Annotated in this window: 13 protein-coding genes; 4 read left to right on the forward strand and 9 right to left on the reverse strand. The window is 66.8% G+C overall.

The window, feature by feature from the left end:
- Positions 1-29: 29 nt before the first annotated feature.
- A complete protein-coding gene (locus NI1_RS30160) occupies positions 30-488 on the reverse strand; it encodes an AMP-binding protein (protein ID WP_067827394.1) in 459 nt (152 codons plus the stop codon).
- A gap of 149 nt (positions 489-637) precedes the next feature.
- On the reverse strand, positions 638-1,501 hold the full coding sequence (locus NI1_RS30165; RefSeq protein ID WP_067827397.1) for a helix-turn-helix domain-containing protein: 864 nt from the start codon (positions 1,499-1,501) through the stop codon (positions 638-640).
- 178 nt (positions 1,502-1,679) lie between these two features.
- Here NI1_RS30165 and NI1_RS30170 point away from each other — a divergent pair, with 178 nt between their 5' ends.
- Both NI1_RS30170 and NI1_RS30175 read left to right on the forward strand, forming a co-directional pair.
- Positions 1,680-2,123 (forward strand): DUF4254 domain-containing protein, encoded by a 444-nt coding sequence (locus tag NI1_RS30170; protein WP_067827400.1) that lies wholly within the window; start codon positions 1,680-1,682, stop codon positions 2,121-2,123.
- Between the two features lie 279 nt (positions 2,124-2,402).
- Entirely contained in the window at positions 2,403-2,762 is a 360-nt protein-coding gene (locus NI1_RS30175; RefSeq protein WP_067827403.1) for a hypothetical protein, read from the forward strand.
- A gap of 75 nt (positions 2,763-2,837) precedes the next feature.
- On the opposite strand, the gene NI1_RS30180 is transcribed toward NI1_RS30175, so the two are convergent.
- From NI1_RS30180 to NI1_RS30205, 6 genes are all read right to left on the reverse strand, one after another.
- Positions 2,838-3,635, reverse strand: coding sequence for an ABC transporter permease (locus NI1_RS30180; RefSeq protein ID WP_067827406.1), 798 nt, complete (start codon positions 3,633-3,635; stop codon positions 2,838-2,840).
- A gap of 2 nt (positions 3,636-3,637) precedes the next feature.
- Positions 3,638-4,531: a 2-aminoethylphosphonate ABC transporter permease subunit gene (locus NI1_RS30185; protein ID WP_067827409.1), complete on the reverse strand. Its 894-nt coding sequence runs from the start codon at positions 4,529-4,531 to the stop codon at positions 3,638-3,640.
- A complete protein-coding gene (locus NI1_RS30190; protein ID WP_067827412.1) occupies positions 4,528-5,712 on the reverse strand; it encodes an ABC transporter ATP-binding protein in 1,185 nt (394 codons plus the stop codon). Before NI1_RS30190 ends, NI1_RS30185 begins: the two co-directional genes overlap by 4 nt.
- Before the next feature lie 40 nt (positions 5,713-5,752).
- Positions 5,753-6,820 (reverse strand): 2-aminoethylphosphonate ABC transporter substrate-binding protein, encoded by a 1,068-nt coding sequence (locus NI1_RS30195; RefSeq protein WP_067827415.1) that lies wholly within the window; start codon positions 6,818-6,820, stop codon positions 5,753-5,755.
- Between the two features lie 88 nt (positions 6,821-6,908).
- Positions 6,909-7,598 (reverse strand): phosphonatase-like hydrolase, encoded by a 690-nt coding sequence (locus tag NI1_RS30200; protein WP_084523941.1) that lies wholly within the window; start codon positions 7,596-7,598, stop codon positions 6,909-6,911.
- 25 nt (positions 7,599-7,623) lie between these two features.
- A complete protein-coding gene (locus NI1_RS30205) occupies positions 7,624-8,736 on the reverse strand; it encodes a TIGR03364 family FAD-dependent oxidoreductase (RefSeq protein ID WP_067827834.1) in 1,113 nt (370 codons plus the stop codon).
- Positions 8,737-8,896: 160 nt separating this feature from the next.
- Between NI1_RS30205 and NI1_RS30210 the strand changes: the two genes are divergently transcribed.
- A complete protein-coding gene (locus NI1_RS30210) occupies positions 8,897-9,616 on the forward strand; it encodes a GntR family transcriptional regulator (RefSeq protein WP_067827836.1) in 720 nt (239 codons plus the stop codon).
- Positions 9,617-9,708: 92 nt separating this feature from the next.
- Here the strand turns inward: NI1_RS30210 and NI1_RS30215 are convergent, their stop codons facing one another.
- A complete protein-coding gene (locus tag NI1_RS30215) occupies positions 9,709-10,722 on the reverse strand; it encodes an LLM class flavin-dependent oxidoreductase (RefSeq protein WP_067827839.1) in 1,014 nt (337 codons plus the stop codon).
- A gap of 198 nt (positions 10,723-10,920) precedes the next feature.
- Here NI1_RS30215 and map point away from each other — a divergent pair, with 198 nt between their 5' ends.
- Positions 10,921-11,784: a type I methionyl aminopeptidase gene (gene map / locus NI1_RS30220; protein WP_067827418.1), complete on the forward strand. Its 864-nt coding sequence runs from the start codon at positions 10,921-10,923 to the stop codon at positions 11,782-11,784.
- Positions 11,785-11,843 lie beyond the last annotated feature (59 nt).

Raw genomic sequence — 11,843 nt, forward strand, 5'->3', positions numbered from 1 at the left:
CGTCCTGCGTGCTGAGTATCTCGGGCGGGTCAGGAGGCCTTCCGCGCCGTATGGAGCTCCGCGTCGGTGAGCGGTGCGTCGGAGCCGGTGAGGTACTGCAACAGGGTGGAGCGCTCGTCCAGCACCAGCCAGCGGCTCGCATCGTCCAACCGGTCCCGGCCCGCTTTGGTGGTGATACCGAAATCGACTCGCGCGGAGATGGTTTCGGTCAGCAACTGCACGGGGGTGGCGCCGGTCTTGGTGATCGCCAGCCGGGAGACGACGGTCTCCAGTTGGGGCGTTTCGGCGATCGCGACACGGGTGCCGGGGCGGGCTCCGAGCGTCAGCAGCATGCGGGCCAGGCGGTTGCTCCAGCGGTCGAGTTCGGCGTAGGTCAGTTCGCAGCCCGCGGCGGTCGCCGCCACGTCGGCCGGGTCGGTCTGTGCGGCGGGCATCGCGCCCCGCATGGGAACCAGGGTGGCGACGGTGGAAGTAACCGGCTTGCACATCGAACATCATCCTCTCGGAACTGCGGCTATGTGGTGCTGTTCGGGATGTATTCCACTGTCGCCGCATTCGGTTCACGCTGACAGCAACCTCAGTGCTGCCGATCTCCGATCCGAGGGTGAGGTTTTGCCCACCTAGGGTGACTGGTTGATCATTTGTCCAGATCGATCATGGTCGCGTCGATCATGTTGAGCGAGTCGCGGGGGCTGAGCGCCATGGCGCGGAGTTGATCGAACATGACGCCGTATCGGCGGACCTCGGGGTGGCCCTCGATGAGTTCGTCGTTGGCGATGCCTTCGACATAGACCAGTTCCGGGTCGGCGGGGTCGGGGAAGTCGAGCAGAGTGAAGGAGCCCAGCATGCCCGGGTGCGCGCCGGCGTCGAAGGGCAGGATCTGCAAGATCACGTTCCGCTTGTCGGTCTCGTCGCGCAATCGCTGCAACTGTTCTCGCATGATCTCTCTGCCGCCCACCAGTCTTCGGATGACGGCCTCGTCGAGCACCACCCACAGCTCCAGGGCGTCCTCCTTGGTGAGCACCTTGGCGCGCTGCACGCGGGCCTGAATCCGTTGCTCGCGAACCTGTTCCGAGATTTTGGGCATGGTGGTCTCGTAGACCGCGTTGGCGTACGCCTCGGTCTGTAGCAGGCCGGGGATGAAGGTGGACTGGAAGAATCGCGCCGAGAGCGCTTCGGCTTCGAAGTTGATGTACGCGCCGTAGACCTCCGACACGGCGTCCTCGAAGGAGCGCGCCATGCCGGGGCGGAGCGCATCCACCAGCAACTGCAAGGCATCTGAACGTTGCGGCTCGCCGATGCCGTAGAGATCCAGCATGGCGGTGAGGGTTCGGCGTTGTGGCCTGGCCTGGGCCGTCTCGATGCGGTACAGCGTGGTGACGTTGATGCCGGTCTTCGCGCTGACCACCTCTTTGCTGAGGTTGGCGCTTTCCCGCATCTCGTGCAGCATCGCCGCGAGGCGGCGCAAACGGACGGTGAGCACGGTGCGCTTGCCTGCCATGACAACCCTTTCGCTTGGCGCACTTGCTAGAACGCAGTATTGCGTTCTTGCATTTGTAAGAGCATGATCCAGCTAGCCTATTCGTGTTGAACCGATCCATAGAGCGGTATAGCTGAATCCGGAGACCAATCATGTTGGTGCGATTAGTGATGCTGTCGGGTGCGTTTGGGGAGTCGCGATGACCATGTCGATCGCCGGCGTGCTGCCGACCGCTCCGCAATTGCTCTGCGCCTTCCAGGGACGTCGATTTCAAGATCGAGTTTTACTGCGCTCGGCACATGCGCTGGCGGAGTTGCACGAACGCCGGGGGCAGGTCCGCGATCCGATGTTGATCACCGAGATCGATTGCCGCCGCGACGAACTCGTTGACGATATCAACGACTGGGTGGAACAGGAACTGCCACAACACCGCAACGGCGCTGCGCTACACACCGAAAGTCTGGGGGCCGTGGTCGACCGCATGGCCCGGAGCTGGGTGGAAGCGAATCAGGTGATAGATCATGAAGGTGCGGCCAGCGATAATACCCATAAACACTGGTACCATCTGGCCGAACTAGTTGACGGCTACACTGATCTCGTAATCGACGTGGCCGGAGGCCGCCGCCGTTTACCGGAACAATGATTCGAAATGCATTGACACAATTGATGCATTGCTACAGTGTCATTGTCGCCAGCGGTGACGTCATTCGTAGCGCGGCTATCGGACCAGTAGCCCGCCCGAACCGCAGGACGTCGCCCGCCACAAGACGGCGGGCGCAACGGGGCGCCCCGCCCGGCGTGCCGCGTGGTCGACTGGCGCGGCACGCCCGCCCCTGATCTCCCGCTGCGTTCGCCCGATCACCCTTTCGCGAAATTGCACGCGTAAAACAGCATTTCACAATCCGACGATGGAGCGCTGTCCATGACCTCGGCCCCCGGCCTGTACGACCAAGCCCGTTCCGGCACCTTCCGCATGGACCCCGAGGCCGCCCGCAAGTGCGCCGCAACCTACCTGCGATTCGCGGACTCCCTAGCCCCCCAAATCCACCACAGCACAACAACTCACGCCCTCTCCGGCTTCGGCGGCTTCGACTCGGCCCACCAACTCCGAACCGGCTTCGAGCGCAAAGGCCACCACCTGACCGCCACCCTCACCGCCCTCCAACGCGCCGCCCTCGACCTGGCCGCCGCCCACCTCCTGGCCGCCGGCCTCATCGAAGCCACCGACGACTCAACCTCCCGCCTGATCCTCTCCGCCGCCACCCAAGACTCTCCGAGCTGATCCCTCCTCGGAGAAACCAGTTGGGCCGCTACCCACCCGGGTACCGGCCCAACTGTCATTTCGTCATGCCGCAGCTCAGCGGAGGGCGGCTTTGCCTCGGAGGCGGCCGAGGATTACCAGGGCTATGAGGGTTACCAGGACGAGGAGGGTGGTGCTGGCGGCGGCGTCGAAGACTTCGCCGCGGTCGGTGGCGGCGAAGATGCTGACGGGCAGGGTTTTCCAGGTGGCGGGGTAGACCATGATGGTGGCGCCCAGTTCGCCCATGGAGAGGGCGATTGCGAGGCCTGCGGCTGCGCCCAGGGCGGGGAGTAGGAGGGGGAGGGTTATGCGGGTGAGGACTCGGAGGGGGCTTGCACCCAGGGATTCGGCGGCTTGCTGGTAGCCGGGGTCCAGGCGGTCCAGGGCTGCGGAGACGCCGGAGAAGGCGTAGGCGAGGACCAGGACGGTGTGGGCCAGGATGACTATCCACTTGGTGCCGCCCAGGAGTAGGGGGCGTTCGTTGAAGGTGATGAGGATGCCCAGGCCGATGGCTACCGAGGGGACGGCTACCGGGATGTGGAAGAGGGCGTCGGTGGTGCGGCGGAGCCAGGTGGGGGTTTCTCGGGAGGCCAGGGCTGCCCAGGTTCCCAGGAGGAGAGCGATCAGGCCGGCCAGCAGGGCGGTTTGGAGGCTCACCGAGAGGCTGGCGGATTGTTCGCCGGAGAGGGCGTGGTCGAAGTTGGTGAAGCCCAGGTCGGAGGGGAGGGGGCCGGTCCAGCGGCCGGCCAGGGCCGCCGCGATCACGGTGGCGAGGGGAGCTATGAAGACGACCGCTACTACCAGGGCGAAGACGGAGAGGACGGCCAGGCGGCCGCGGCGGGTCCAGATCAGCATGGTCAGGACTCCTCGCGGGTGCTGGTGAGGCGGGCGAACAGCAGGCGGTAGGCGAGGTAGAGGGTGAGGGAGAGCAGGACCTGGATGGAGGCCAGGACGGCGGCTCCGGGGAGGTCGAAGGTGACGATGCCGCGGGTGTAGATGAGGGCGGGGAGGGTGATCACGCCCTTGGCGCCGGTGAACAGCACGATGCCGAATTCGTTGAGCGTCAGCAGGAGTACGAGGCTGCCGCCCGCCGCCAAGGCCGGCCCGGCTTCGGGAAGGACCACCTGGCGCAGGACACGCCAGGGCGACGCGCCGAGACTCGAAGCCACGTCGAGTTGTTCGCGGGGGAGTTGGGCGAAGGCGGCCAGGAGGGGGCGGACGACGAAGGGGGTGAAGAAGGTGATTTCGGCGAGGATCACGCCCCACGGGGTGGAGAGGAAGTTCAGGGCCGGCTCTTTGTCGCCGGTGAGCTGGGTGATGAAAGCGTTTACCGCGCCCGCGGTTCCGTAGAGGAAGGTGAAGGCGAGGGTCACCAGGAAGGACGGCAGCGTCAGAATGGTGTCGATGAGACGGCCGACCAGCTGGGATCCGGGGAAGGGGATGAAGGCCAGCACGATCGCCAGGAACGTACCCAGGACCAGGCAGCCGACGGTGGAACTGACGGCGATGGTGATGGTGCGCCACAGGGCATTTCGGAACGATTCCTCGGCGAGCACCTTGGTCCAGGTGCCGGCGCCGCGCCCGGATTTGGTCTCGGTGGACTCCAGCAGCACCCGCACGATCGGATAGACGGCGATGAGCAGGACCACCAGGACCGGCGGCAAGGTCCAGAGCACGGGACGCAGGCGGCGGCCGGGCGCGGGCGGCGCGGGGGCGGCCCCCTCGGCGGGTGATTCGAGCAGAGCGGTCACGCGCGCACCTCGGAATCATCTGCGGCGGAGTCGGTTCCGGGAGCGGGCGGAATCAGCACGCCGGCCGGATCGGGGAATCGCACCCCGATGTTATCGCCGGTGACGAGCTCACTGTGACCGGGCACATCGGCGGTGAATTCGCCGGGAATCCCGGCCACGGTGAGATGCAGGCGCGTGGAAGCGCCCTTCCACACCGCGGTAACCACGCTGCCGCGCAGCACATCCCGGTCGGTGAGCGCCGCGATCTGAATGGTGTGCGGCCGAACCACCAGCTGCGCTTCGGCATTCACGGCCCATTCGGGACGCCCCACCCCGGGCCGGGGCGCCTCCGCGCGCAGCGTGTGCTCGCCGACGCTGACCAGCGCGGTGGTCCCCGAAACCCGATTCACCTTGCAGGGCAACAGGTTCGCCCCACCCAGGAACGACGCCGTGAAATCGGTGGACGGCTGCTGCCACAACTGCCGGGCGGTATCGATATCCACCAGCCGCGCATCCCGCATCACCGCGATCCGATCCGCCAGCGCCAGCGCCTCGGACTGATCATGCGTCACATACAGCATCGCCGTGTCCGGCAACGCCTTCCGCAACTGCTGCAACTCCCCGAGCATGTTCTGCCGCAACTGCGCGTCCAGCGCGGCCAGCGGCTCGTCGAGCAACAGCACCTTGGGCCGGATGGCCAGCGCCCGCGCGATCGCGACACGCTGCTGCTGCCCGCCGGACAATTCCCGGGGCAGCCGCTTGGCATATGCCCCCATGCCGACCATCTCCAGCGCCTCGGTGACCCGATCCCCGATCTCGTTGCGCGGCACCCGATGCGCCTTCAACCCGAACGCCACATTGTCGAACACCCGCATGTGCGGGAAGAGCGCATAGGACTGCACCACCACCCCGATCCCGCGCTTGGCGGGCGACAGGTGCGTGACATCCTTCCCGGCCAGCCGCACCGTCCCCGAGGTCGGCTGCACGAATCCGGCCAGAGCCTTGAGCGCGGTGGACTTGCCGGACCCGCTGGGTCCCAGGAGCGCGACCGTTTCCCCCGCGGCGACCCGCAGATTGAAATCGGCCAGGGCCACGGTGGTCTTACGGCCGCGGCCGTAGGTGACACCGACCCGGTCGAACACGATGGCCGGTTCGGTGGTGGCGGGTTCCGCCACCGTGTTCGTCGTCAACGCGGAAGACATGGTTGCTGCTCCTGGGATCGGTGAAGGATTACGCCGTGAACTAGCTGCCGGTGGCCTTGTTGTAGGCGGCCACATCGGCGTCCAGCTCGTCGAGCACCTTGTTCCAGTCGGGATGCACGATCTCGACGTTCTTGATCAGCGCGGCCGGGGACACCGACCCGGCCGCGGCGGGCGCACCCGCGAGGTCGGTGCGAGCCGGCACGGCCATGGACTCGGGCAGCGTCTTCTGCGCCTCGGCCGAGAGCAGGAAGGTCATCAGCTTCTTACCGGCGTCGGAGTGCGGCGCGCCCTTGGCCAGGCCCATCAGGTACGGCAGCGCCACGGTCGACTGCTTGCCGTCGTTGCCGGCGGGGAAGAAGACGCTGAACTTGGACCCCTTCTCCTTGATATTGGCCAGGTTCATCTGGATATCGCCATTGGCGATGACGATCTCGCCCTTGTCGACCTTGGCCTGGAGCTTGCCGGTGGAGGAGGACGGGCCGACATTGTTGGCCTGCAACTTGGTCAGGTAGTCGAGCGCACCCTGCTTGCCGTACAGCGACTGGAGCAGGATCAGCACGGCGGTGCCGTCACCGGCCTGGCCGGGGGTCGAGTACTGAAGCTTGCTCTTGTACTCCGGCTTCAGCATGTCGTCCCAGGTCAGCTTGGTGGCATCGACCGACGGGTTGGCGATGAAGCACAGGTAGTTGCCGGCCAGGGTCACCCAGTTGCCCTTCGCGTCCTTGTCCGCGGCGGCGACGGCGCCGAAATCGACTCCGCTGGACTGCAACAGGCCCTGCTTGTCGGCCTTCTGCATGAACGGCGGCAGCGTGACGATCACGTCGGCCTGCGCGTTGGACTGTTCCTTGTCGACGCGGTTGACCACCTCGGCGGAGCCGGCCTCGACCAGGTTGACCGAAATCCCGGTCTGGTCCTTGAATTTCGCGAACTGGGTCTTGTACCACTCGCCGACCCCGTCGGCGGAGTAGACGGTGACCGTTTTGCCGTCGGCGGAATCGCTGCCGGTGCCGCCGCACGCGGTCAGGCTGAACGCGACCGCGGTGGCGGAGGTGAGGATCAAGGCGGTGCGGGCGATGGTGCGTGCGAGGCGGTTGTTCGGATTACGCACGGTGCAAGCAACTTTCAGTTCGTAGGACGTGTCGTCGAAGGGATGGGGGATCCGCCGGCCCGGCAGTGGGCCGGTCCGGCGGAATTCTCTAGGCGCGCTCGGCCAGCAGCAGTCGCGCGAACTCGGTGACGGTCGGCACCACGTGGGTGGCCCCGGCGGCGCGCAGCTGTTCTTCGTCGTGCGCGCCGGTCAGGGTTCCGGCCACGATGCGTGCGCCCGCGGCGAGCCCGGTGCCGATATCGCTGGCCGTATCACCCAGCACGGCAACGCGATCCACGGCATCGATGCCCAGCCGCAGCACGGCGGCCAGGACCATGTCCGGGTAGGGCCGGCCGCGCCCGGCGTCGGACGGGGCCAGGGTCAGATCGGCGATCTCGTTCCAGCCCAGCGCGTTCAGCAACTTGTCCTGGGTCTCGCGGCTGAATCCGGTGGTCAGCGCCACCTTGATGCCGGCCGCGCGCAGCGCCGTAATGGCTTCGGCGGCACCGGGAATCGGCGTCACCCCGGCATCGGCGAATTCGGCGTAGGCGGCCTCGAACGCGGCATTGCCGGCTACGGCGCGCTCCTCGTCCCCACCGGTCAACGCGCGGAAGACGACGATCTTGGACTGCCCCATGGTGTCGATGACGTACTGCCGGGCCGCGTCGCGCTCCGGCCCTTCGGCGGGCATCCCGGCGGCGGTGGCGGCCACCTCGAAGGCTTTCAGGACGAGCCCGTCGTCGGCGACGGTGGTACCGGCCATATCGAGGACGGCGAGGTCGATCTGCTTGTCGGACACTGCGTTTCCTTCTCGGTCGGTCGGATCAGAGGTTGAGCAGATCGGCGGTCTCCGCGCCGATCGCGGGGCCCAGGGTCATGCCGCGCCCACCCGGCCCGGTGATCACCCAGACGTTCTCCGATGCCTGTGCGCGGGTCACGATCGTCCCCGGATCGATGCTCTGGCTGTATACGCCCGCCCAGCGCCGCACCACCGGCGGCAGCTTGCGCCCGAGCAGCTCCTCCATCACCCCGACCAGGTGCTCGTACGGCGCCTCGTCCACGTCGAAGTTGAACGGCTCGTCGTATTCGTGGGTGTCGCCGATGGTCAGCCCGCCGTGCAGACGCTGCACCGCGAGCAGCTGCATCTTGTGCTGGGCGGCCGTGAACGGTTGCGCCTCTTCGGCATTCAGCCGGTCCAGCTCGGGTCCGGCGAAGTTCGGGTAGTAGCGGAAGCTGTCGCCGTCGGCGATGGCGGTGGTGAGCGGCTCGCCCAGCGGGGCGGTCTGCATCATCTGCAACCGCACCCGGCGCACCGGAATATCGCCGACGAGTTCCCGAGTCAGACCGCTGTGCGCGGCGCCCGGGCAGAACAGCACCAGATCGCCTTCGTGGCGGCGGCCGCGATCATCGACGACGGTGGAACCGGTGATGGTGCGCGCCTCGGTGCCGCCGAAGAAGGAGTAGCGCCCGCTGGCCTCCAGGTATCGCCGCAGCGCGGGCAGCGCCTGCCGCGACTCCACCGCCGCATCGGTCGAACAGTGCAGTCCGGCAAGGAATTTGCCGCGCAGCGCCGGGTTGACCTCCCGTACCCGGTCGGCGTCGAGCAGTTCGAAGCCCCGCGCGGCATCGGCGTCGCGGACGGCGGCTTCAGCCACGGCGAGCTCGTTCTCGGTGCGCACCAGGGTGATCGATCCGGCGGGCCGGAAGCCGACGCCCGGCACCTTGCCGCCGATCTCCTCCCACAGTTGCCGCGATTTCAGGGTCAGGTCGAGTTCATTGGCGCTGCGGCCCGATACCCACACCAGCCCGAAATTGCGGACGGTCGCGCCGCGCGCCTCCACCTCGCGTTCCAGGTGGACTACTTCGTGTCCGCGTCCGATGGCGGCCAGGGCGTGGGCGGTGCCCAGGATGCCGCCTCCAATGATGACCAATCGCATGTCCAACATGGTGGCCAATGGTCTAGACCTACGAGTGTTTCGTACGCTAACGCTAGGTTAACAATTGGTATAGACCAATCTTGTGTACATTGGGGGCATGGACACAACGGACGTTGCCGGGGTGGGAACCCGGCGCGAGGGGGATGCCGGGCTGGACGAAATGTCCGGCGCCGGAACGGATCCCGCTCGGATGCCCAAGTCTTACCGGGTGCGCACGGAACTGGAGTCGCTGCTCGGCGAATTGTCGGAGGGCGATCCGCTGCCCTCCGAGCGCGACCTCGCGCTGCGCTGCGGGGTGGCGCGCGAAACCGTGCGGCAAGCCATGCGCGAGCTGTTGGTGGAGGGCCGCATCCGGCGGCAGGGGCGCGGAACGGTGGTCTCGCGCCCGAAGATGGTGCAGCCCATGACTTTACGGTCCTACACCGAGGGCGCGCTCAAGTTCGGCCGGGTGCCGGGGCGGCTGCTGGTGCGCTGGCCCGACGAGTCGGCCGACCCGGACACCGCACGCGATCTCGGTGTCCAGCCGGGCACGCCGGTCATGCATCTGGAGCGCATCCTGCTGGCGGACGGCGAAAGGATCGGCCTGGAAAGCACTTTCATGCCCTTGCCGCGCTTCGCCGCCCTGCGTGCGACCTACAATCCCGAGACCTCGCTGTACGCGGCGACCCGCGCCATGGGTGTGGTCTACGCGAACGCCACCGAACGCGTCGAAACCGTGCTCGCCTCGCCGCGTGAGGCCGCACTGCTGGAATGCACCACGGCCCTTCCGATGCTGCTGTTGCATCGCCGCAGTGTCGGGCCGGACGGCGTTCCCATCGAACGCGTCCGATCCCTCTACCGCGGCGATCGCATCGCTTTCCAGGCGACGCTGCACGACTGATCCACCACTCGTCATTCCGGCGTGTTCTTAGCCGGAATCCACACGCCCACCATAGATCCCGGCTGAAAGCATGCCGGGATGACAAGGTGAGGTCAGCGGACCTGCGGGGCCACCTTCTCACCCAGCAGTTCGATATTGCGCAGCACCTTCTCGTGCGGCAGCGTGCCCACGCTGGTGTGCAGCATGAACCGGTCCAGGCCGAGGGTGTCGCGAATATCGGCGATCTTGCCCGCCACGTAATCGGGTGTGCCGACGAACAGCGATCCGCTCTGCGAGCGCAACGCGTCGAACTGCTCACGCGTCATCGGACCCCAGCCGCGCTCACGCCCGATGCCGGACATGGCCGCCGCGTACGGCTGGTAGAAGTCGTTCACGGCCTGTGAATCCGTCTCGGCCACATAGCCGTGCGCGTGCACCGCCACCGGCTGCGGGTCGTGCCCGCCCTGTTCCAGCGCGCGGTGGTACAGGTCCACCAGCGGCTTGAACCGAGCCGGCTGCCCGCCGATGATCGCGATGGCCAGGGGCAGGCCGAGCAGCCCCGCGCGCACCACCGACTCCGGCGATCCGCCCACCGCGATCCACACCGGCAGCGGCCGGTGCTCGGTGCGCGGGTAGACGATCGCGTCCTGAAGCGGCGCCCGGAACTTCCCGGACCAGGTCACCGGCTCGTCCTCGCGCAGCTTCAGCAGCAGCGCCAGCTTCTCCTCGAACAGTTCGTCGTAATCGGCGAGGTCGTACCCGAACAGCGGGAACGATTCGATGAACGATCCGCGCCCGGCCATGAGTTCGGCACGGCCGCCGGACAATCCGTCGAGGGTCGCGAAGTCCTGGTACGCCCGCACCGGATCGGCCGAGCTCAGTACGGTGACCGCGCTGGTCAGCTGGATGCGCTCGGTGCGCGAGGCGATGGCCGCCAGCACCACGGCGGGAGAGGAGGCCGCGAAGTCCTTGCGGTGATGCTCGCCCACGCCGTACACGTCCAGCCCGGCCTGCTCGGTCGTCACGGCTTCCTCGACCACCTGCCGCAGGCGTTCACCGGCCGTCGGCACCGGCCCGTCGCCGCCGACGGGATGCGTCTCGGCGAATGTCGTCAGTCCCAGTTCCACGGCTCGCGCCCCTTCTTCCACGTTGTTTCCAAGTCAACTACACGGCTAAACGGACCGTGGTCCGGAAACATTCCCTGCGATCCGGCCCCCTGTCCGGGGGCTGCGGGGGTCTGTCCTTACACCCTTCTCTGTCGATGGTTCGGGGGCGAAGCCCCCGAGAGCGCGAAGCCCATCGCACGGGCGGATAGTCTTGTTCGCATGTCAGTGCGCACCCGCAAACCCCTCGTTCCCGGCACGCAGTCGCCCATCCGTGAGGTGCCGAAATCCATCGAGCGGCCCGAATACGCGTGGAAGAAGACCGCCAACGAGGGCCACGAGCCGTGGGTGCAGACCCCGGAGACCATCGAGAAGATGCGGTTGGCGAGCAAGCTCGCGGCGCAGGCGATGGAAGAGGCGGGCAAGGCGGTCGTGCCCGGCAATACGACCGATCAGCTCGACGCGATCGTGCACGAGTACCTGATCGACAACGGCGCGTACCCGTCGACGCTGGGCTACAAGGGGTTCCCGAAATCCTGCTGCACCTCGATGAACGAGGTCATCTGCCACGGCATCCCGGACTCGACGGTGATCGAGGACGGGGACATCGTGAATATCGACGTGACCGCGTACATCAATGGCGTGCACGGGGATACGAACAAGACGTATCTCGCGGGCGATGTCGATGAAGAGGTCAAGCTGCTGGTCGAGCGCACGCACGAGGCGACCATGCGGTCCATCAAGGCCGTGAAGCCGGGCCGGGCGCTGAATGTCATCGGCCGCGTGATCGAGTCCTACGCCAACCGCTTCGGGTACGGCGTGGTGCGCGACTTCACCGGGCACGGTGTCGGCCCGACCTTCCACAGCGGCTTGGTCATCCTGCATTACGACAACCCCGCCGTGGAGTCGGTGATCGAGCCGGGCATGACCTTCACCATCGAGCCGATGATCAACCTCGGCGGCATCGACTACGAGATCTGGGACGACGGCTGGACGGTTGTCACCAAGGACAAGAAGTGGACCGCCCAGTTCGAACACACCCTGGTGGTTACCGAAGACGGCGCGGAAATCCTCACGCTTCCGTGAAACCTCACCCCGTCATTCCGGCGTGCTTGTGGCCGGAATCTACCGGTGGATCCCGGCCA

The organism is Nocardia inohanensis NBRC 100128 (assembly GCF_001612945.1).
GTDB classification, from domain to species: domain Bacteria; phylum Actinomycetota; class Actinomycetes; order Mycobacteriales; family Mycobacteriaceae; genus Nocardia; species Nocardia inohanensis.